Genomic DNA, 22,812 nt, shown 5'->3' with positions numbered 1-22,812 from the left:
AAACCCGGTACGCAGTGCCACGGATTGTGAGACGCATTCCCACAATCCGCTGTGTCCGGACCTCCTCGCGTCGTAGACTCGCCGGTGCGAAGACGCGCACGACTTTCAGGAGGACGTCATGGAACGCGACATCTACGAAGAGGATCACGAGGCCTTCCGCGACCTGGTCAAGGACTTCGTCAAGCGGTACGCCACGAACGAGAACATCGAGAAGTGGGAGGCCGCCGGTGAGATCGACCGCGCCACCATGCTCGCCGCCGGTGAGGCGGGGCTGATCGGCCTTTCGGTGCCCGAGGAGTTCGGCGGCGCCGGCATGCTGCAGGACTACCGCTTCCGCACGATCGTCATGGAGGAGGTCATCGCCGCCGGTGCAGGCTCGCTGGCCGGTGCCTTCGGCATCCAGGACGACCTGGCCGTGCCGTACCTGGTGCACATGGGCACCCAGGAGCAGAAGGAGAAGTGGCTGCCCCGCATGGCCACCGGCGAGGTGCTCGGCGCGCTCGCCATGACCGACCCGGGTGCCGGCTCCGACCTGCGCGGCATCAAGACCAATGCCAAGAAGGTCGACGGCGGCTACATCCTCAACGGCGCCAAGACGTTCATCTCCTCCGGCACGACCGCCGACATCGTGGTCACCTTCGTCAAGACCGGCGAGGGCAACCGCCCCGACGCGTTCAGCCTGCTGATCGTGGAGAAGGGCATGGAGGGCTTCGACCAGGGCAAGAAGCTCAGCAAGATGGGCTTCCACGGCTGGGACACGGCGGAGCTCAGCTTCACCGACGTCTTCGTGCCCGACGAGAACCTGATCAGCGGCAAGGAGGGCCAGGGCTTCATCCAGCTGATGATGAACCTGCCGCTCGAGCGCCTCTCGATCGGTGTCGCAGCCGCTGCGGCCGCCGAGGCCGCGACCAACTGGACCATCGCGTACACCAAGGACCGCGAGGCCTTCGGCGAGCGCATCGCCGACTTCCAGAACACCCGCTTCCGCCTGGCCGACATGGTCACCACCACCGAGGTGATGTGGGCGTACGTCGACCGCGCGCTGCTGGCCTACAAGGACAGCAAGCTCAGCGCCGAGGACGCCGCCAAGGTGAAGTTCTGGGCCACGGAGCGCGAGTGGGAGGTGCTCGACATGGGCGTGCAGCTGCACGGCGGCTACGGCTACATCATGGAGTACCCGATCGCGAAGGCGTTCACCGACGCCCGCGTGCACCGCATCTACGGCGGCACCAACGAGATCATGCGCGACCTCGTCGGCCGTCAGATCGCCGGCAAGCGCTGACGAATCCTCAGAGGGCTCAGAGGCCTCGCTCGCGGGCGGGCCTCTGAGCCCTCCGTCGTTCACGGCCGGGGACCCAGCGCCGCGGCGGTTCCGGGCTCGGATGCGGCGAGCGCCGGTTCCGACCCACCGTGTCCGGGAGAGCCCGCATCCGAGGGCGGCGTCAGACCGCCGGCCGCGCGGCCGCCTCGCGGGAGGCGCGGGATGCGGGTGACGAGGTGCCGCGCTTCCAGTAGCCGGTGAAGCTCACGTGGTCCTTGTCCACGCCGCGCTCGGCGACGAGGTACCGCCTGGCACCGGAGGCCAGGGACTGCTCGCCCGCGATGTATGCATGGAACGGCATGGACGGCAGCGTCAGCTCACGCAGTGCGGACAGCGCGCGTACCCCGGGCGCCTCGGCATCCGTGCGCACGACCGTCCGCACCTCGATGCCCGCCGGATGCGGGAACTCCAGCGCGTCCTCCGCGGTCGCGACCTCGAGGATCACGGTCCCGACGGCCGTCGCCGGCAGTGAGGAGCAGATGCCCGCGATCGCGGGCAGGGCCGTCTCGTCGCCCACCAGGACGACGTGATCCTCCCCGCGTGCGGGGTTGAACGTCAGTCCCTCGTCGATCACGAGGACGTGCTCGCCGGCGCGGCAGGTCTCCGCCCAGCGCGATGCGGGCCCTGCGGTGCCGTCGGCCGCCGACCCGTGCAGCACGAAGTCCACGTCGATCTCGGCGCCTGCATCGGCACTCGCCGGGCGGTACGACCGCACGCTGTAGTTGCGCATCACCGGCCGCACGCCGTCGGGGATGCGCAGGAACTTCAGGTACCCGAGCAGGCCGTTGGCCTTCGCCGGCACGCGCTCCAGCCCCTCCTCGCCGCCCAGCGGCAGGAACAGCCGGAACCACTGGTCGTAGCCCATCGGCGTGAAGCGCTCGATCTCACCGCCGCCCAGCGTCACCCGCATCCACCCGCTGGTGAGTCGCTGCGTGCGCAGCACGGTCAGGTGGATGAGCTCCGCTGATGCGGGCTTGACGATCTTGCCGGCGGACATGCGTGACCTCAGTTCGTTCGATCAGGGGAGCTGCCAGGGGAAGGTGGCGGCGAAGACGACGGCGGATGCCAGGACCACGGCGCCGGCGAAGACCGTGTCGCGTGTGCGCCACGGGACGAGGTGCCGCTCGGTGCGGGTGGAGTGGGCGCCGAAGGCGCGGGCATCCATCGACAGTGCGACGCGCTCGGCGTGACGGATGCCGGATGCCAGTAGCGGCACGACGTACCCCCAGCCGCGCACCAGGCGGGCGACCGGTCCCCGGCCTCCGCCATGCCCTCGCACGCGGTGGGCGGCGCGGATCACCGACAGCTCGTAACCGAAGCGCGGCACGAACCGGTACGCGGCCAGCGCCGTGTACCCGATCCGGTACGGCACCCTCAGCTGCTGCACCGCGGCGCGCACCAGGTCGGGGCCGCTCGTGGTGAGACCGCCGATCAGGGCGAGCGCGAGGATCGCGCCCAGGCGCAGCGCCGTCGCGAGCCCGATGATCAGCGCGCCCTCGTGCAGCGTCCATGCGCCGATCGTGAGCACGGCGCCGGTGCCCGCGACCTGGCTCGGGGCGACCCATACGCCGAAGCCGACGGTGAGCACGGCGATGCCGATCGGCATCCCGAGCAGCAGCAGCGCGGTCGCGCGCCGGGTGAGCCGCGCTCCGGTCAGCACGAGGACGTACGACAGCACCAGGAAGACCGCCGGCGTGAGCAGATCGCGGGTCGCCACGAGCAGGGCCATCGCCGGCAGCACGGCGGCGATCTTCGCCAGCGGGTTGAGATGGTGCAGCCAGAACCGGGCGGATGTGGGTGCCGCGGCGTACGGGTCGGTCGGCGTCGGCTCGGTCGCGGGGGAGTGCGGCACACTCGAAGGTCCGCGAAGCCGGACGCCCGTGTCCCCGTCGTGGCGGGTCGGATGCCCCGGCACCGGGGTCTTCTGGGACAGGGTGCCGGGCGGTGTCGCAGAGGCTGCGGGTTCGGCATCCGCTGACCCGCCGCTTCTGAGACTCGCGAGCACCTCGGCGGTGGGCCCGGCGGCGACCAGAGCCCCCGCATCCAGCAGGACGGCGTGGGTCGCATAGGCGGCCACGAGGTCGAGGTCGTGCGTGACGACCACGATCGTCGTGCCCGAGCGCTGCAGATCCTGCAGCAGGCTCAGCAGCTCGAGCGCTCGGGACCGGTCCTGCCCGAAGGTGGGTTCGTCGAGGGCGATCACGCGCGGGCGGGTGATGAGCGCGGTGCCGACCGAGAGACGGCGCTTCTCGCCGCCGGAGAGCAGGAACGGATGCTCATCCGCCCTGTACCGCAGGCCGAACCGATCGAGCATCTCGTCGACGCGCGCGTCGATCTCCGCCGGAGCCACGCGCTGCAGCCGCAGTCCGTGGGCCAGCTCCTCCCGCACGGAATGCGCGATGAACTGGTGCTCGGGGTTCTGGAACACGAATCCGACGTGCGAGCTCAGCGCTCGGGGCGAGGCCCGTCCGGCGTCCAGCTCCCCGATCATGACCGTCCCGCGCGGCGGCGCCACGACCCCGCCGAGCGCCTGCAGCAGCGTCGTCTTCCCCGCGCCGTTCGCCCCGACGATGGCCGTGAAGGACCCCGCGACGACGTCGAGCGAGGGAACGTCGAGGATGGTCCTCCCCTTCTTCTCGACCGCCAGTCCCCGCACGGAGATGGCGATCTCAGCATCCGGTTCCCCGCCCGCGCCATCGTCGAGCGGTGAGCCGTCACCGATCCCGCCGGTCGAAGACGCCGGGCGCGGAAGCCCCCACACGCCCAGCTCCTCCAGCTCCGCGGCGTGCTCGCCCAGCACCTCGTGCGCCGGCCCGTCCCACAGCATCCGCCCCTCGCCGTCCAGCACGATGACGCGCGTCGCGAACCGCAGGGCGGCATCGAGGTTGTGCTCCACGAGCACGATCGCGAGCTCCCTGCCATCCGTCGTCAGTGCGGCGAGCGCGGCGTAGACGTCGGCCACGCCCTGCGGGTCCAGATTGGCCGTGGGCTCGTCGAGCACGATCACCCGCGACCGCATCGCGAGTGCGCAGGCGATCGCGAGCCGCTGCCGGCCGCCGCCGGAGAGCAGGTCGGGGTTCCAGCCGCGGCGGTGCCAGAGGCCCACGCGGCGCAGTGCGTCCTCGGCGCGCTCGAGCACCTCGGATGCCGGCAGCAGCAGGTTCTCGAGAGCGAACGCGACCTCGTCGAGCACCGTGCCGGTGACGAGCTGCGAGTCGGGGTCCTGGAACACCATCGAGATGTCGGTGCTGAGCTGCGCGACCGGAGTCGTGCGGGTGTCGCGTCCGCCGACCTCGACGGTGCCGGTGATCTCGGCCTCGACCGACTGCGGGATGAGCCCGTTCAGGGCGAGTGTGAGCGTGGACTTGCCGGATCCGCTCGGCCCCATCAGGATGACGACCTCGCCCGCATGCAGGTCGAACGACACCTGCTGCGGGGAGGGGTGCGCCGCGTCGGCGTGCGTGACGCTGAGGTCGCGCACACGGAGCAGGGGCGCGGATGATCGCACGTCGGGTCCTCTGTCGGCGGCGGATGCTGTGAACTTAGCCTACCCTTACCTGGGTCGGGCCGCCCGCGGCATCCGCCGTCTCAGCGCTTCGGCGCGATGCCCGCTCTGCGCAGCGCGTTCCCCACGGCGATGCCCACGGCCGTCCATGCGACCGGACCGAGGACCGAGATCGTCAGATACACCACCTGCACCCACAGATCGAAGCGGCCGAGGTCCACGACGAACCCGACCACGACCGCCACGATCGCGCCGATGATCACGGCCGACACGAAGAAGCGCCAGCGTCCCCAGGCGCGGTATCGGGTGAGGGCGGCGACGCCCTCCTGGATCGCGCCGAACAGCAGTGCCGTGCCGATGAACCGCATCGCCCAGGCGGGGTTGAAGGCGCTCGAGATCAGCGCGGCGATCACGTGCGTGATCAGGGCGACCAGCGGCCGGCGCAGCACCTCCTGCGCGATGATGCCGGGCAGCACGTGCACGCCGAGCACCAGTCCGTACAGATACGGGGTCACGGCGAGGACGCCGAGGGTGATCACACCCGCGATCCCGCCGAGGATGCCGGTGGCGACGCCGATGGCCGCGCAGACGAGCAGTGTGCGCGTGCTCAGGCTGGCGGCGGGGGGCACCGATCCAGGCTACGCGATCCGCGCGAGGCCGGGCGCGTCGGGAGTTCGACGCCTGGCCGTAAGTCACTGGTGGGATGTCGGGATGCCGGGTTACGTTGAGACGCGGATGCCGCAGAGCAGCCGCATCCGGACACACAGGAGCGACTCATGAGACGAACACCCCTCAGAGTGACGGCGGCCGTATCCCTGGCCGCGTTGTTCATCGGATCCACAGCCACTTCCGGTCTCGCAGCCGAGGGGGTGACCACTCCCACTCCCGTCGACGGAACCCCCGGGCACTACATCGTGCTGATGAAGGGCGACCCGCTGGCCAGCTATGACGGCGGCACCAGCGGATTCAAGGCCACCAAGCCCGCCAAGGGCGAGAAGCTCGACGCGCACTCCGCGAACTCGCAGAAGTACATCGCGCACCTGAAGAACGAGCAGCGCAAGCTCGCCGCGGAGCAGGGAGTGACGCCGGACGCCGACTACCAGGTCGTCGCGAACGGCTTCTCCGCACAGCTCACCGGCGCGCAGGTCGACAAGCTGCGCGCATCGAAGGACGTGCTCGGCGTCTACGCCGATGAGGTGCGCCACCCGCAGGCGCAGACCTCCACCGACTTCCTCGGCCTCGGCGACGACGCCACGGGCAAGGGCGGCGTCTGGGAGAAGACCGGCGGAGTCGGCACCGCGGGCGAGGGCATCGTGGTCGGTGTCGTCGACACCGGCATCGCTCCTGAGAACCCGTCGTTCGCGGGCGCCAAGCTGAAGAACGGGAACAGCCCGAAGTCGAAGGGGCAGCCGTACACCGACGGCAAGTACGTGTACTTCGACAAGGCCGACGGCAACACGTTCAAGAGCCCGATCATCAGCGGCCAGGAGTGGGACAAGCACGACTACTCGACCAAGCTCGTCGGCGGGCAGTACTTCTCCGCCGGCGCCAAGGCAGCCGGCTTCGACTTCCAGTACGACCTGCTGTCCCCGCGCGACGGCGCCGGGCACGGCTCGCACACCTCCAGCACGGCTGCGGGCGACTTCGGGGTGAAGGCCTCGGTGTCGGGTGTCGACTTCGGCACCGTCTCCGGTGTCGCGCCGGCCGCCAAGGTCGCCATGTACAAGGCCTGCTACGAGGGTCCCGACCCGGCGGTCACCACCGACGACATCTGCGCTCTCAGCGACCTGGTGTCGGCGATCAACGCGGCCGTGACCGACGGCGTCGACGTGATCAACTACTCGATCGGCGGAGGGGCCGCGACCGGCATCCTCGAGCCGGACGACATCGCGTTCTTCAACGCGGCGGCCGCGGGCATCTTCGTCTCGGTCAGCGCCGGAAACGACGGCCCGGACCCGGTCACGGCCGACCACGCCTCGCCCTGGTACACCACGGTCGCGGCATCCACCATCCCGACGTGGGAGGGCACGGTGAAGTTCCCCGGCTTCGAGAAGGCCGGAGCATCCGTGAGCGTTCCGTTCGGATCCGAGGTCACCGGCCCGTCGATCTACGCCGGTGATGCCGCGGCGGGCACCGACGCGAACCTGTGCCTGCCCGGCACGCTCGACGCCGCCATGGTCAAGGACCACATCGTGATCTGCGATCGCGGCAGCAATGCGCGCGCCGAGAAGTCCGAGGTCGTCAAGGCCGCCGGCGGCATCGGCATGGTCCTGGTGAACGTACCCGGCGGTGCCGACTCGCTCGACAACGACTTCCACTCGGTCCCGACCGTGCACCTGGCCGCCGCGAACCGCGCGGCCGTGCTGGCGTACGTGCAGAGCGGCACCGACCTGCCCATCACGCTGATCGGCGAGAACACCACCGGGATCACCACCCCGGTGCCGCAGATCGCCGGCTTCTCGAGCCGCGGCCCGATGAAGGCAGCCGGCTCCGACATCATCAAGCCCGATGTCGCGGCACCCGGCGTCGCCATCCTCGCCGCGACGAACAACCGCCAGAAGGAGAAGCCGACCTTCAACATCCTCTCCGGAACCTCGATGGCGTCGCCGCACGTCGCCGGTCTCGCCGCGCTGTACCTCGGCGAGCACCCCGACGCGTCGCCGGCCGAGATCAAGTCGGCGCTGATGACCACCGCCTACGACACGGTGAACGCCGATGGCTCGCGCAACACCGACGTGTTCGCGCAGGGCGCCGGTCAGGTCGACGCGAAGCGGTACCTGCAGCCGGGCCTGCTGTACCTGAACGGCGTGCAGGACTGGGCCGAGTACATCGAGGGCGTCCTGCCTGGCACCTTCGACGATGTGAAGCCCATCGACGCGAGCGACCTGAACGTGGCGTCGATCGCCATCGGCACGCTCGCCAGTGAGCAGACGGTCACCCGCACAGTCACCGCGACCGCACCGGGCATGTACACGGCCGTCGCGTCCATCCCGGGCGTGAACGTCACGGTCGAGCCCTCGGTGCTCAGCTTCGCCAAGGCGGGCGAGTCGAAGAGCTTCACGGTGACGTTCGACAACTCCTCCGCTCCGGTGGAGAAGTGGGCGACGGGCTCGCTGACCTGGAAGGGGCAGTCCGGCGACGTGCGCTCGCCGCTGGCCGTCTTCCCGGTCACCGCCGCAGCACCGGCCGAGGTCTCCGGCACGGGCGTCGACGGCTCGGCATCCGTGAAGATCACCTCCGGCGTGAACGGGACGATGGCGCTGAACGTCAACGGCCTGGCACCGCTGCAGCTGCTCACCGACCCGGACAACCCCGTCGACGGCCACTCCGGCGATGGCAAGTCCGGCGACGAGAACAAGGACGTCAGCTGGATCGTCGATGTGCCCGAGGGCACGACGCTGAGCCGCTTCGACCTGGACTCGTCGGACGACGCGGGCAGCGACCTCGACCTCACGGTCTACCGGGTGGTCTCGCCCACCGACCTGCGCTACTACCAGAAGTGGCAGTCGGCGACGGCATCCGCCGATGAGCAGGTGACGATCCCGGCGCCCACCGCTGGCACCTACCTGGTCGTGGCGAACATCTACTCCGCACCGAACCCGATGACGTGGGACATGACCTACGCGAACGTGGCTCCGGGCGCGGGGCAGGGAGCGTTCACCGCGACTCCGAACCCGCTCACAGTCACCCGCGGCGAGGACGTCTCGTACGACCTGTCGTGGAGCGGCCTGGCGGCCGGGAAGTACCTCGGCGTCGTGCAGTACGGCGACTCCGACGTGCGCACCATCGTGACCGTCGACGCGAAGTAGTCCGGCACACGCGGCGGGGCCGGTCCTTCGGGACCGGCCCCGCTTGCATGCGCGGAGCGGTGCGGCAGGTCGGTGGAGCTCAGCCCTGGTTGGGCAGGCGGATCTCGACTCCATCGAGCGGATGCTTCGCCAGATAGCCCGCGATGAACGGGCAGTACGGGGCGATGGCGTCGCCGGTCGCCGCGGCATCCGCCAGCGCCTCCGCGGCGAGCTGCTTGCCGAGACCCCGGCCCTGGAAGGCGTGGTCGATCTCGGTGTGGATGAACCGGAACTCGCCCGGACGCCGGTCGAACTCGGCGTATCCGGCGAGGGTGCTGTCGAGGCGGATCTCATAACGCGAGGCGTCGTCGTTGCGGCTGACGGTGATGTCGGGCATTGCTCCTCCTTCGGTTCCGTCCAACCTACGCGCACCCCGCCGGCAGGGTCGGATGCTGTGGAGAGCCGGAACCGAGGTCGGCGGCGGTCGTTACGCTGGATGGATGCCGACGCCATCCGACCCGTACGACGACATCCCGTACCCGGATGAGCCGTGGGGTGAGCCGGAGGAGATGGACTGGGTCCCGCCGGAGGACGGCTGGGAGCCGCCGCTGGACTGGGGATCCCCGGCAGACGCGTCCCTGAGCCCGTCGAGCGGGTCGGGCAGGGCATCCGCCCCCACTGCGGCCCAGGCCGCGCCCTCCCGTTTCGGGACGGCGCTCGAGGCGCTGCGGACGGTGTTCGGCTACGACGCTTTCCGCGGCGATCAGGCGGCGATCGTCGAGCAGGTCATCGGCGGCGGCGACGCCGTCGTGCTGATGCCCACGGGCGGCGGCAAGTCCATCACCTACCAGGTGCCCGCGCTGGTGCGGGAGGGGACGGGCCTGGTCATCAGCCCTCTGATCGCCCTGATGCACGACCAGGTCGACGCGCTGCGCGCCAACGGCGTGCGCGCGGCCTACCTGAACTCCACCCAGGCGATCGACGAGCGCCGCGAGGTGGAGCGGGCGTACATCGCCGGCGAACTCGACCTCATCTACGTCGCACCGGAGCGCCTGTCGTCCGCCCAGACCACGCAGCTGCTGCAGCGCGGCACGCTCAGCGTGATCGCGATCGACGAGGCGCACTGCGTGTCGCAGTGGGGTCACGACTTCCGGCCCGACTACCTGGCGCTGGGCGATCTGGCCGAGCGCTTCCCCGGCGTCCCGCGGATGGCGCTCACCGCCACCGCCACGAAGGCCACGCACCAGGAGCTCACCGAGCGGCTGCACCTGGACGGCGCCGCGCACTTCGTCGCCAGCTTCGACCGGCCCAACATCCAGTACCGGATCGTTCCGAAGGTCGACCCGCGCAAGCAGCTGGTGGAGTTCATCCGCTCGCAGCCCGAGTCCGCCTCCGGCATCGTCTACGCGCTGAGCCGCAAGTCGGTGGAGCAGACCGCCGAGTACCTGGCATCCCGCGGCTTCGACGCCCTGCCGTACCACGCCGGTCTGCCGCCCGAGGTGCGCGCGGCGAACCAGTCGCGGTTCCTGCGCGAAGACGGCGTGATCATGGTGGCCACGATCGCGTTCGGCATGGGCATCGACAAGCCCGACGTGCGCTTCGTCGCGCACATCGACCTGCCCAAGTCCGTGGAGGGGTACTACCAGGAGACCGGTCGTGCTGGCCGCGACGGCGAGCCCTCGGTCGCATGGATGGCCTACGGCCTGGGGGATGTCGTGCAGCAGCGCCGCCTCATCGACCAGAGCCCGGGCGACCGCACCTTCAAGATGCGGATGGGGCAGCATCTGGATGCCATGCTCGCCCTCTGCGAGACCGTGGCCTGCCGGCGGCAGAACCTGCTGCGGTACTTCGGTCAAGAGAGCGATCCGTGCGGCAACTGCGACACCTGCCTGGAGAAGCCCGACACGTTCGACGGTCTCGTGCCGGCGCAGAAGCTGCTGTCCACGATCGTGCGGCTCAAGCGCGAGCGCAACCAGGCGTTCGGCGCAGGCCATCTGATCGACATCCTGCGCGGTTCCTCGAACGACCGCATCCGCAAGATGCGCCATGAGCAGATCGCCACCTACGGCATCGGCGCCGACCTGTCCGACCAGGACTGGCGCAGCGTCGTGCGGCAGCTGCTGGCCCGCGGCATCCTCGTCGCGCAGGGCGAGTACGGCACGCTCGCGCCGGGCGACGCCGCCGGGGGAGTGCTGCGCGGCGAGACCCCGGTGCCCCTGCGCAAGGACACGATCGGACGCGTGACCGCGTCCCGCGCCCGCAAGACCAGCGCCGCGGATGCCCTGGATGCCGAGGACCAGCCGCTCTTCGAGGCACTGCGCACCTGGCGCGCCGCCACCGCGCGCGAGCAGGGCGTGCCCGCGTACATCGTGTTCGGCGACGCCACCCTGCGCGCCCTCGCCGAGCACCGGCCGGCATCCGTCGACGCGCTCAGCGGCATCAGCGGCATCGGCGAGAAGAAGCGCGACGCCTACGGTCAGGCCGTGCTCGAGGTGATCGCGGCGCACTGACGCCGGAGCGGAGGAGGATGCCGGTCTCGGATGCCCCAGGTCGGCGTTCTCCTTCTCTCGCGATGGTCCGCGGATGCGAAGCGGGCCCGCGCGCCCGCACCGTGCGACTCACGCCGCGGCGAAGGCCTCCGTGTGCACGTGCACGGTCGCGGCGCCGCCGATCAGCTTCGAGACCGGGCAGCGTGCATGCGCGCGCTCGAGCAGGTCCTGAGCCTCGGCATCCGTCATACCCTCGGCCGACAGGAACGCGTCGACGTGGAAGGCGTATCCGGGCCCGGGCGCGACCGGATGCAGTTCGACCTCGACGCGGACGTTGGTGCGGCGCTGCTCCCGCACCAGCACCTGGGCGGTGCCGTTCAGGCAGGTCGCCCAGGCCAGGGCGAGCAGCTGCTCAGGATTCGTGGCTGCGGGATCGGCATCCGCCTTCAGGGGTGAGGCGACCGCGACGTCCAGCCCGTCCGGCACCCGGCTCCGCCCGTCGACGCCGTTGCTCGCTTCCGTCCGGTACCTCGCAGCCATGCCTCCACTGTAATTCGCGTCGAGTTTCATGACGCTGCGTGACCTCCGATGACGTCATGAGGCGGCGCCCCGTCCTAGCGTTGAGGTCCATGAGCCTCGATCAGAAGACCGCCGCGCCCACGGTGATCCGCACCGCACGCGATGTGCACGCCCTGCTCGCCGAGAAGGGTTCGCAGGGTGCGCGGACCAAGGCGATCATCGTGCTGGCCCTCGGCGGCATCTTCATGGACGCCTACGACTTCTCGTCGCTGGCCTTCGGCATCACGGCCGTCAAGGAGGAGTTCGGCCTCGACCCGCTGATGACCGGGTTCGTCAACGCCGCGATCATGGTCGGCTCCGTCGTCGGCGCGATCTTCGGCGGGATGCTGGTCGACCGCTTCGGGCGGTACAAGCTGTTCATGGCCGACATGGCGTTCTTCGTCGTCGCGGCCATCGGCTGCGCCCTCGCCCCGAACGAGTGGGTGCTCATCCTCTTCCGGTTCGTGATGGGCATCGGCGTGGGTCTCGACCTTCCGGTCGCCATGGCCTTCCTCGCCGAGTTCTCGAAGCTGAGGGGCTCGGGCAGCCGGTCCCAGCGCGTGAACGCCTGGTCGCCCGCGTGGTACATCGCCACGGGCTTCGGCTACCTGCTCGTGCTCGCGGTCTTCCTGCTGCTCCCGGTGGCGCAGCACGGCATCCTGTGGCGCGTCGTCGTCGGGTTCGGTGCGGTCCCTGCCATCATCGTTCTGCTCGTCCGGCGCAGGTACATGGCCGAGTCGCCGCAGTGGCTCGCCGATCAGGGCGACCTGCGCGGCGCCGTCGACGTGATGCGCTCGCACCACGGTCTCGACGTCGAGCTGGCGCCGGATGCCGACACCGCGCGCACCACGAAGGCGCGCACCGGTCACTGGCGTCAGTACGGCGAGCTGTTCGCCGCCCGCTACCGCCTGCGCACGATCGCGGCACTGTGCGTCTCGGTGTTCTCCACCTTCGGCTACAACGCCGTCGCCTATGGCACGCCGCTGATCATCGCGATGCTGTTCCAGCAGGGTCCGCTCGTGACCATCCTGTCCGCGCTCGTCATCAACCTCGGCTTCGGCGCCGCGGGCGGTCTGCTCGGCGTCGGCCTGATCAACCGGGTCGGGGCACGCCGGATGACCATCATCGGCTTCGCGATCCAGGCGGCGTCCCTGCTGACCCTCGCTTTCGTCGGCATCCCGACCGGCGCGCTCGTGATCATCTCGATCGCGATGCTGGCGGCGTTCGTCTTCGCGCAGGCCGGCGGGCCGGGCGCCAACCTGATGAGCTACGCGACCCTGTCCTACCCCACGCGCCTGCGCGGGGTCGGCGTCGGCTTCAACGAGGCGGTCAAGCGCGTCTTCTCGATCGTGTCGCTCGTGTTCTTCCCCGTGCTCGCCGCAGCACTGTCCACCGGTGTGTTCTGGATCGTCGCGCTCGCGCCTCTCGCCGGCCTGATCTCCCTGCTCGTGATCCGCTGGGACCCCACGGGCAAGGATGTGGACGCCGAGGACCAGCTCGGCTGATCGCCGGCGAGCCCGGAGCGGGTGCTGTGGGGTGACGACAACGCGGACGGAGACCGGGGCGCGGCCCGCTTGGTGAACATCCACAGGCGAGTTCCCCGGAAGTTGTCGCAGACCTACCATTGAGGCATCCCTGCTCCCTCTCGAGAGGAATCGCCATGGTCGACGCCGCCGTCCGCCCCACCGCCGCATCCGCCCCCGAAGCCGGCATCGATGTCGCGCGCGTGAACGAGCTGCTCATGGGCACGTGGGCGCACACGCGCCGCGAGGCGCGCGAGCTGATCAAGGACCCGGCGTTCTGGCGCGACGACAGCCTGGGCAAGGACGAGCACCGCGAGCGCGTGCTCACGCAGCTGCACCTGCTGGTGGAGAACAACGCCGTGCACCGGGCCTTCCCCAAGGAGTTCGGCGGCGAGGAGGACAACGGCGCCAACATCGCCGGCTTCGAGGAGCTGGTGGCTGCCGACCCGAGCCTGCAGATCAAGTCGGGCGTGCAGTGGGGTCTGTTCGGTGGTGCGGTGCTGCAGCTGGGGACCGAGGAGCACCACCGGCGGTGGCTCCCCGGCATCATGGACCTGTCCATCCCGGGCGCGTTCGCCATGACCGAGATCGGGCACGGCTCCGACGTCGCGGCCGTCGGCACCACCGCGACCTACGACCCCGACACCGAGGAGTTCGTGATCAACACGCCGTTCCGTGCGGCGACCAAGGAGTACCTCGGCAACGCCGCCCTGCACGGCATCGCGGCGACCGTGTTCGCCCAGCTGATCACGAACGGCGTGAACCACGGCGTGCACTGCTTCTACGTGCCCCTGCGCGGCGAGGACGGCAACGACCTCCCCGGCATCGGCCGCGAGGACGACGGGCTCAAGGGCGGGCTGAACGGCATCGACAACGGCCGGCTCAGCTTCGACCACGTGCGCGTGCCGCGCACCAACCTGCTGAACAAGTACGGCGACGTCGCCCCCGACGGCACCTACACCAGCCCCATCGACAGCCCCGGCCGCCGCTTCTTCACCATGCTCGGCACCCTGGTGCAGGGACGGGTCTCACTCGACGGCGCCTCGTCCTGGGCATCCGCTCTCGGCCTGCACATCGCGATCACCTACGCGACCCAGCGCCGCCAGTTCGACGGAGCGAACGGGCAGGAGACGGTGCTGATGGACTACGGCAAGCACCAGCGCCGACTGCTGCCGCGACTGGCGACCACGTACGCGCAGATCTTCGCGCACGACGAGTTCCTGCAGAAGTTCGACGGCGTCTTCTCGGGGCGCACCGACACCCCCGAAGACCGCGAGGACCTCGAGACCCTAGCCGCCGCGCTCAAGCCGCTCTCGACCTGGCACGCTCTGGACACCCTGCAGGAGGCCCGCGAGGCCTGCGGCGGTGCGGGCTTCATGTTCGAGAACCGCCTGGTCGGGCTGCGCGCCGACCTGGACATCTACGCCACATTCGAGGGCGACAACAACATCCTGCTGCAGCTGGTCGGCAAGCGCCTGCTCACCGACTACGCCAGGCAGTTCAAGGGCAAGGATGCTGCGGCCCTGGCCAAGTACGCGGTCGGGCAGACCGCCGACCGGGTGTTCCACGGTGCGGGGCTGCGCGCCCTCGGCCAGGCCGTCGCCGACCTGGGATCCACAGCCCGCTCGGTGGAGAACGGCCTGCGCGCCGAGCAGCAGCACGAGCTGCTCACCGAGCGCGTGCAGCAGATGGTCGCCGACATCGCCGGCCGGCTTCGCCCGGCGGGCAAGGACAAGGTCCTGGGCGAGAAGCTGTTCAACCAGAACCAGGCCGAGCTCATCGAAGCCGCCCGTGCGCACGGCGAGCTGCTGCAGTGGGAGGCGTTCACCGACGCGGTCAACGCGATCGAGGACGAGGACACCAAGCAGGTCATGACCTGGCTGCGCGACCTGTTCGGCCTGACGCTGATCGAGAAGCACCTCGCCTGGCACCTGATCAACGGCCGCCTGTCCACGCAGCGCGCGGCCGCGGTCTCGAGCTACATCGGCCGGCTGTGCCACCGCCTGCGTCCGCACGCCCTCGAACTGGTCGGCGCCTTCGGTTTCGAGCCCGAGCACGTGCGCGCCCCCATCGCGAGCGGCATCGAGCAGCAGCGCCAGGACGAGGCGCGCGCGCACTACGCCGCGCTCGCCGCCTCCGGCGAGGCGCCGATCTCGGAGAAGGAGCTGCGCAAGCAGGCCAAGCAGAAGCAGGCCTGAGCCGCGGGCATCCGTGTGCACCTCCCGCGGGAATGTGCGCTTGCCGCGGATGAATGCTGTGAATTCGTCCGCACGAGTGGCACATTCCCGCGCGAAGCGCACGCTGGGCGAGCAGGATCGCGGATGCCTGGCCGTCCGACCCCCGCGATAGCCTGAACGCATGAGCAACGTGACGCAGATCGGTGAACTCGCATCCTGGGGCGGCGAGAAGGGCAAGCAGTTCCTGGACAAGGAGATCGGCACGGAGTTCGCAGGCGTCTCGGTGAACACCACGGCTCCCGGCGGCGAGTCTCCGTTCTGGCACGCGCACGCGAAGATCGAGGAGATCTACATCGTCGTCGACGGCCGCGGCGAGTTCGCCCTGGGCGACGAGGTGCTCCCGCTCGAGGCAGGCACCGCGGTGCGCGTGGCTCCCGGGGTCATGCACGCGCTGCGCGCCCTGCCCGACAGCTCCTCGCCGATGCGCTGGTTGTGCATCCGCGCCGCTGGCCAGGAGCTCGCCTCCGTCGGCCACGACGCCGAGCTCGACCGCGAGCGCCCGTTCCCCTGGAACGCCTGACGCATGGCATCCGTGCTGTCCGGCCCGGACGGCCGCGGCCGGTGCGCGTGGGTCGGTGACGACGCCGAGTACCGGCGGTACCACGACGAGGAGTGGGGCACCCCGCTGCACGGCGACCGCGCGCTGTTCGAGAAGATGTCGCTGGAAGGGTTCCAGGCGGGCCTCAGCTGGATCACGATCCTGCGCAAGCGCCCGCGCTTCCGCGAGGTGTTCGCCGGCTTCGATCCCGCACTGGTCGCAGAGTTCGGCGAGGACGACGTGGAGCGGCTGATGGCGGATGCCGGGATCATCCGCAACCGTGCCAAGATCCTCGCGACGATCTCCAATGCCGCACTCGTGCGGGAGATGGCCGACGGCGAGCTGGATGCTCTGATGTGGTCGTTCGCGCCCGCGGCTTCGGCCCGTCCGCGCACCTTCGACGACGTGCCCGCTGTCACGGCCGAGTCGACCGCGCTCAGCAAGGCGCTGAGGAAGCGCGGCTTCCGGTTCGTGGGCCCCACGACCATGTACGCGCTCATGCAGTCCGCCGGGATGGTCGACGACCACGTCGACGGATGCTGGCGGGCCTCCGCCCGCTGACCCCGGTCGCAGCCGCCGTCGCTGCGCGTCGGCTTCTCCGGTTAGGATTGCCCCGGCACATCAGGGGGGAGCCACGGGATGAGAGTGCTGTCATGGGTGCGCGCGCGTCCGAAGACGCTTGCGGCGACTGCGGGCGTGCTGGCCGGCACCGTGGTGCTGACCGGCATGGCGCTCGCATATGACGGGCAGCCGACCACGAAGGTCGATCTGAACGACGCGGGCGTCTGGCTGACCAAGACCTCGAGCCTGCTGGTCGGGCACTTCAACCACGAGTCGACGGTGCTCGACGGGGGCCTGCGCACCAGCGGCGAGAACTACGACATCCTGCAGGCCGGTGCGACGGTGCTGGTCGCCGACCAGGGCAACTCCACGCTCACGGCGATCGACCCGGCCAATGTCGCACTCACCGACAGCGCCGCGATCCCCTCCGACGCGAAGGTCGCGCTGGGCTCGCGCACGGCCGCGGTGCTGGACCGCAAGTCGGGCGACCTCTGGGTGGTGGGCGCCTCATCCGTGTCGGGCTTCGACGTGAAGGGCACCAAGCCGCTCGCGGAGCTCGGCAAGGACGCCGATGTCGCCGTCGCGCAGGACGGCACGGTGTTCGGCCTGTCGGTCGAGCGCGGCGAGATCGTGACGATCCCCGTCGACCGGCAGGGCGACCCGCTGGCTTCGAGCACTGCATCCGTCGGCGAGATCGGCGCCTCGCCGCGCCCTTCGATCACGGCGGTCGGATCGACGCCGGTGGTTCTCGACGCCGCGGAGGGCGTGGTGACCGCGCCCGGCGGCGTCCGGGTCGAGCTCGCCGACCTCGGGGCCGGATCGCTGAAGGATGCCGTGCTGCAGCAGGCGTCGGCGCAGGCGGACGCCGTCGCCCTGGCAACTGCGCAGACGCTGATCGAGATCCCGCTGGACGGGGCGAAGCCCGTCGTGCGGAGAGCCGGCGGCACGGGGATCCCCGCTGCTCCGGTGTTCCTGCAGGGCTGCACCTACGGAGCCTGGGGCGGTTCGGGCCGCTTCCTGCGCGACTGCGCGGGAGACGCGGACGACGTGGCCGCCGACATCCCGGGCGCGGAGCAGAGCACGCACCTGACCTTCCGCGTGAACCGCGACGTGATCGTGCTCAACGACGTCGTGGGCGGAGAGGCCTGGCTCGCGGACGACAGCCTGCAGAAGGTCGACGACTGGAGCATCCTGACCCCGCCCGAGGGCGACGCCGAGGACGAGGAGAAGACCACCGAGGAGACGGTGGAGACCTCGCTGCCCGAGCGCAAGCCCGAGAACACGCCCCCGGTGGCCGAGGACGACCCCGATCTGGGCGCACGTCCCGGCGGCACCACGCTGCTGCCGGTGCTGGACAACGACAACGACCCCGACGGCGATGTGCTGGTCGCCACGCTGGACGACGCGCAGCCCCAGGTCGGCGAGGTGCAGCCGATCCTCAACGGTGCGGCGCTGCAGATCCTTGTGCCCGACGACGCGAAGGGCTCGGCGACGTTCCGCTACAAGGTCGACGACGGGCGCCCGTCCGGCACCGACACCGCGAACGCCACCGTCACGGTCTACCCCTGGGACGTCAACACGGCGCCCAAGCCCAAGCGCAAGGCCAAGCTGTCCGTCGAGTCGGGCGGCACGCTCTCGTACGGCGTGCTCGCCGACTGGATCGACCCCGAGGGCGACGATCTGTACCTGCTGAACGTGACCCCGGCCCCGGGTGACGAGGTGGACTTCACCACCGACGGCCAGATGACCTACCGCGCGGTGGGCAGCCTGCAGGGCCGCAAGGAGATCGAGGTCGTGGTGGCGGATGCCCTGGGCGAGACCGCCACGGGAAAGATCACGCTGGACGTCAAGCCTGCCGGGACGACCGTCCCGGTGACCAACGCCGATCACGTGGTGACCCGTGTCGGCGAGACCGCCACGGTGTCCCCGACCGCCAACGACACGAGCACGGGCCGTGACGAGCTGCGGCTCACCCGCGTCGAGCCGCTGGACGGCGTGCAGATCGTGCCCGACTATCCGAAGAAGCAGTTCGGGTTCAAGGCATCCGCTCCCGGCGTCTACTACGTGCAGTACCTGGTCTCGGCCGGGCAGGCGGATGCCAAGGGCATCGTGCGCGTCGACGTTCTGGACGAGAAGGCGTCCGAGCTGCCGCCGGTCGCGGTGCGCGACGTCGCACTGCTGCCCAAGGGCAAGGAGGCGCTCGTCGATGTGCTCGCGAACGACTCCGATCCCGCCGGCGGCGTGCTGGTCGTGCAGTCCGTCACGGTGCCGCCGCACAGCGGCATCGACGTCTCCGTCCTGAACCACAGCACCCTGCGCATCGGCGACCAGGGCGCCCTCGACCAGCCCGTGAAGATCCGGTACACGATCTCGAACGGCTCCAAGTCGGCGCAGGGCGACGTCACCGTGATCCCGATCCCGGCACCCACCAAGCTCGCCGCCCCGGTCACGCACGATGACGAGGCCGTGGTCCGCGTCGGCGACGTGGTCACGATCCCGGTGCTGGACAACGACGTGCACCCGAACGGCGACGTGCTGCACGTCGCACCGGACCTGATCGAGCCGCTGGTCGACCCGAAGGACGGCGAGGCGTTCGTCTCGCAGGACTCGGTGCGCTTCCGGGCGGGCGGCGAGCCCCGCACGGTGTACCTCACCTACGAGGCCGTCGATTCGATGAATCAGAAGGCCGGCGGACACATCACCATTCAGATCCTCCCCGTGGACGAACAGGCCAACGCCGCTCCGCGGCCGCGCGATCTGACCGCACGCGCGCTGTCCGGCGGGAGCATCCGCATCCCGATCCCGCTCGACGGGATCGACGCCGATGGCGATTCGGTCGAGCTGCTCGGTCAGGACGTCGCGCCCGTCAAGGGACGGATCACCGAGACCGGCAGCAACTTCCTGGAGTACCAGGCCTTCGCCGACGCGACGGGAGTGGACACCTTCACCTACCGCGTGCGCGACCGTCTCGGCGCCGAGGGCACGGCCACGATCCGCGTCGGAGTCGCGCCGCCGGAGTCGACGAACCAGTCGCCGTACGCGGTGAAGGATGCCGTCATCGTGCGCCCCGGCCGTTCCGTCGCCGTCCCCGCGCTCGCCAACGACTCCGATCCGGACGGCGACGAGATCCGCCTCGTGAAGGACGGCATCCAGGTGCCGGCGGACAGCGGCATCACCGCCAAGGCATCCGGCGACCGGGTGGTCGTGAAGGTGCCCGACCACGAGCTCGAGGCGTCGCTGCAGTACACGATCCGCGACGCGAGGGGAGCCGAGGCGACCGCTCCGATCCTGGTGAAGGTCGACAAGAACGTCCCCCTGATGACCCCGATCGCCCGCGACGACCGCGTCCGGGTGGAGGACCTGAAGGACTCCCTCACCACCGACGTCGACATCCTCGGCAACGACGAGGATCCGGACGGCACGGTCGAGGGGCTGAAGGTCGCCGTCGAGGACGGCGGGCGACTGCTGGGCGACCGCAAGGTGCGCGTGACGGTCACCGACAAGCGCCAGCTGGTGCGCTACACGGTCACCGATCAGGACGGCCTGACGGCATCCGCGTTCATCTTCGTCCCCTCGATCAGCGAGCTGCGCCCCGTGCTGCGCTCGACCAAACCGGTCGAGGTGAAGAGCGGCGAGACCAAGGAGCTCAAGCTCTCCGAGTACGTGATGGTCGCGGGCGGCGGCGCGGTGCGCCTGACCGAGGCGTCGAAGATCAGCGCCGGCCACGGCAACGGCGACTCGCTCATCAAGGACGAGACCACGCTGGTCTACACCTCGAAGAAGGGCTACTTCGGCGACGACGCGGTGAGCTTCGAGGTCACCGATGGCAAGACCGTCGAAGACCCCGCCGGTCGCAAGAGCACGCTGTCCATCCCGATCACGGTGCTGCCGCCCGAGAACCAGCCGCCGGTGTTCGTGAACGGTCAGGTGGACGTCGCACCGGGCGAGAAGGCGACGCCCCTGGATCTCGCCGCCCTCACGACGGATCCCGACAAGGCGGATGCTGACAGGATCCAGTACCGCATCACGGGCGACCCCGGTGAGGGCGTCTCCGCACGACTCGACGGCAAGAGACTGCTCGTCGAGGCCGGGACGTCGACGCCGAAGGGCACCAGCACCTCCGTCCGGCTGAGCATCACCGACGGCACGACCGAGCCGATCGAGGGGACGGTCGCGGTGCGCGTGATCGCATCGACCCGCAGCCTTCCGGTGGCGAGCCCCGACACGGTCGACGAGGCCGATCAGGGCAAGTCGTACAGGATCCCCGTTCTGGAGAACGACATCAACCCGTTCGCCGACGAGGGCACTCCACTCAAGGTGCTCTCCGCCACGGTGGAGAGCGGCGACGGCGGAGCGACTGTCGTGGGCGACCAGGTCGAGGTGACCCCAGGCAAGAAGTTCGTCGGCGTGATGGTGGTGCGCTACCGCATCCAGGATGCGACCAAGGACCCCGATCGCGAGGTCGACGGCCGCATCACCATGACGGTGCAGGGCGTGCCGGATGCTCCGGGTGTGCCGCGGGTGACCACCGTCGAGGACCGCACGGTGGTGCTGAACTGGTCGGCGCCCTCGAACAACGGCGCCGAGATCGACCACTACACGGTCACCTCCGTCAGCGGCCGTCCCTACACGAAGACCTGCGAGTCGACGACGTGCACCCTGGACGGGCTGGTCAACAACGTCGAGTACACGTTCAAGGTCACCGCGCACAACCGCGTCGGCGACGGGCCGGAGTCTCCGGTGTCCGAGCCCGCGCGCCCCGACGTGCGGCCCGAGCGCCCGCTGCCGCCGACGCTCGTGTTCGGCGACCAGTCGGTGAAGGTGTCCTGGACCACCCCGCAGTCCAACGGCTCGCCGGTCGACTCCTACACGCTGCAGATCTCCCCGGCGCCGCTGCGCGGAGCATCCGAGAAGACCGGCGTGACCGGGAACAGCATCGTCTGGGACGGTCTGGAGAACGGCACCAGCTACCAGGTTCGGGTGCAGGCGCACAACCAGGCACCGGATCCGTCCGACTTCAGCGTCTACTCGCAGCCCGAGATCCCCGCCGGGAAGCCCGGTGCGGTCGCGGCTCCGACGGTGAGCAGTGCGCCCTCGGTGGGCAGCGAGGCGCAGATGACGGTGCGCTGGGGCGACGCCGACCCGAACGGTGACGCGGTCAAGAACTACGATCTGCTGATCTACCGCGGCGGTTCGCTGTTCCAGACCCTGGCGGTGGGCACCGCGACGTCGAAGACGGTCTCGGTTCCCACGAACTCGTCCGACTACACCTATGCGGTGAAGGCGACGAACAAGGCCGGCACGGGCGCGCTGAGCCCGCAGTCCACCCCGCAGCGGGCGTTCGGCACGCCGGGCGCGCCGACGAACGTCGTCGCGAAGGAAGGGGACCGGCAGATCACCGTCACCTTCACCAAGCCCGACTTCAACGGGGCCAAGGACGGCGAGATCAGATATCAGTACTCGCTGAACGGCGGTACCTGGACGAACTGGAACGGCACGAGCGCGATCGCGGCGGCCAACGGCACGCCCTATACGGTCAGGCTGCGGGCGTACTCTGTCGTCGGCGGACAGCAATCGCAGGCCGGTAAGGAGTCCGCCCCCTCGAATCAGGTGACGCCGTACGGGACGCCCCACGCGCCGACCGGCAGTGCGACGAATCTCGGCCAGGCGGTCCGGCTCACCTGGAACGCGAGCGGCTCGGACAACGGACGGCCCGTGACCACCTACATCAGCGTCGACGGCGGCGGGTGGCAGCAGGTCGCCACCCAGGGCAGCCGTGACGTCGGCAACGGCTACAGCCAGACGCACAGCATCCGGGTGCGGGCGGTCGCCAACCCGGGCGGTGAGGCGCTGTCCCCGGTGTACTCGGCCACGACCAACGCGCCGCCTCAGCCGTCCGCGCAGACCGTGCGAGGAACCCTGGCGGTCGATCACGGCTGGCTGAACGGCTACAGCTGCGCCCAGGACACCTGCTACTACGTCGCCGCCGACACCGCGAACTTCCCCGCGGGGAACTATCGCGTCACCTGCTACGCGAACGGATCCGCGTTCAGCTCGTCGTACAGCACGCAGTACGTCCCGGCCAACGGCCGGGTGCAGGCGACGTGCTGGACGGGCGGCAACTCCGGTGGCGACTACAACATCCAGCTCTACATCGAGGGCTGGGGACTCGCCGCGCCGACGAACTGGCAATGACGGCCCGCGGCGGTGGCCGCGGGCACGGGTAGTACTCCCCATCCACCTGTGTGCCGTGCGGCACGTAGGCTGACACGGGCGCTGGAAGGCGCGCCGA

Annotated in this window: 13 protein-coding genes; 8 read left to right on the top strand and 5 right to left on the bottom strand. The window is 70.0% G+C overall.

From position 1 onward, the window contains the following. Positions 1-118: 118 nt before the first annotated feature. The gene (locus ACTJJ4_RS12185; protein WP_292699796.1) at positions 119-1,282 is read left to right on the top strand and encodes an acyl-CoA dehydrogenase family protein; all 1,164 of its coding nucleotides are present in this window, start codon (positions 119-121) and stop codon (positions 1,280-1,282) included. A 160-nt stretch (positions 1,283-1,442) separates the two neighbouring features. On the opposite strand, the gene ACTJJ4_RS12180 is transcribed toward ACTJJ4_RS12185, so the two are convergent. The 3 genes from ACTJJ4_RS12180 to ACTJJ4_RS12170 form a co-directional block, all read right to left on the bottom strand. Next, entirely contained in the window at positions 1,443-2,318 is an 876-nt protein-coding gene (locus ACTJJ4_RS12180) for a siderophore-interacting protein (protein ID WP_440943559.1), read from the bottom strand. A gap of 21 nt (positions 2,319-2,339) precedes the next feature. Then, on the bottom strand, positions 2,340-4,829 hold the full coding sequence (locus ACTJJ4_RS12175; protein ID WP_440943558.1) for an ATP-binding cassette domain-containing protein: 2,490 nt from the start codon (positions 4,827-4,829) through the stop codon (positions 2,340-2,342). Between the two features lie 80 nt (positions 4,830-4,909). After that, on the bottom strand, positions 4,910-5,455 hold the full coding sequence (locus ACTJJ4_RS12170; protein ID WP_440943557.1) for an ECF transporter S component: 546 nt from the start codon (positions 5,453-5,455) through the stop codon (positions 4,910-4,912). Between the two features lie 240 nt (positions 5,456-5,695). Between ACTJJ4_RS12170 and ACTJJ4_RS12165 the strand changes: the two genes are divergently transcribed. Further along, a complete protein-coding gene (locus ACTJJ4_RS12165) occupies positions 5,696-8,635 on the top strand; it encodes a S8 family serine peptidase (RefSeq protein WP_440943556.1) in 2,940 nt (979 codons plus the stop codon). A 79-nt stretch (positions 8,636-8,714) separates the two neighbouring features. On the opposite strand, the gene ACTJJ4_RS12160 is transcribed toward ACTJJ4_RS12165, so the two are convergent. Beyond that, the gene (locus ACTJJ4_RS12160; RefSeq protein WP_440943555.1) at positions 8,715-9,011 is read right to left on the bottom strand and encodes a GNAT family N-acetyltransferase; all 297 of its coding nucleotides are present in this window, start codon (positions 9,009-9,011) and stop codon (positions 8,715-8,717) included. Positions 9,012-9,114: 103 nt separating this feature from the next. On the opposite strand from ACTJJ4_RS12160, the gene recQ reads away from it, so the two are divergent. Continuing rightward, positions 9,115-11,124, top strand: a complete 2,010-nt coding sequence (recQ, locus tag ACTJJ4_RS12155) for a DNA helicase RecQ (RefSeq protein WP_440943554.1) — start codon at positions 9,115-9,117, stop codon at positions 11,122-11,124. A 108-nt stretch (positions 11,125-11,232) separates the two neighbouring features. Here recQ and ACTJJ4_RS12150 read toward each other — a convergent pair whose 3' ends face one another. Continuing rightward, the gene (locus ACTJJ4_RS12150; protein ID WP_440943553.1) at positions 11,233-11,643 is read right to left on the bottom strand and encodes an OsmC family protein; all 411 of its coding nucleotides are present in this window, start codon (positions 11,641-11,643) and stop codon (positions 11,233-11,235) included. Between the two features lie 89 nt (positions 11,644-11,732). Between ACTJJ4_RS12150 and ACTJJ4_RS12145 the strand changes: the two genes are divergently transcribed. From ACTJJ4_RS12145 to ACTJJ4_RS12125, 5 genes are all read left to right on the top strand, one after another. Continuing rightward, a complete protein-coding gene (locus ACTJJ4_RS12145; RefSeq protein WP_440943552.1) occupies positions 11,733-13,166 on the top strand; it encodes an MFS transporter in 1,434 nt (477 codons plus the stop codon). Positions 13,167-13,321: 155 nt separating this feature from the next. Continuing rightward, a complete protein-coding gene (locus ACTJJ4_RS12140) occupies positions 13,322-15,382 on the top strand; it encodes an acyl-CoA dehydrogenase family protein (protein ID WP_440943551.1) in 2,061 nt (686 codons plus the stop codon). A gap of 160 nt (positions 15,383-15,542) precedes the next feature. Beyond that, complete coding sequence (locus tag ACTJJ4_RS12135) at positions 15,543-15,941, top strand: cupin domain-containing protein (protein ID WP_440943550.1); 399 nt, start codon at positions 15,543-15,545, stop codon at positions 15,939-15,941. A 3-nt stretch (positions 15,942-15,944) separates the two neighbouring features. After that, positions 15,945-16,520 carry a DNA-3-methyladenine glycosylase I gene (locus ACTJJ4_RS12130; RefSeq protein WP_440943549.1) on the top strand — a complete coding sequence of 192 codons (576 nt, stop codon included), beginning with the start codon at positions 15,945-15,947 and terminating at the stop codon, positions 16,518-16,520. 78 nt (positions 16,521-16,598) lie between these two features. Then, entirely contained in the window at positions 16,599-22,715 is a 6,117-nt protein-coding gene (locus ACTJJ4_RS12125) for an Ig-like domain-containing protein (RefSeq protein ID WP_440943548.1), read from the top strand. Positions 22,716-22,812 lie beyond the last annotated feature (97 nt).

The organism is Microbacterium sp. 22195 (assembly GCF_052056515.1).
Lineage (GTDB): Bacteria > Actinomycetota > Actinomycetes > Actinomycetales > Microbacteriaceae > Microbacterium.
The sequence above is the reverse complement of the archived record's forward strand: the minus strand, read 5'-3'. Positions and strand labels throughout refer to the sequence as shown.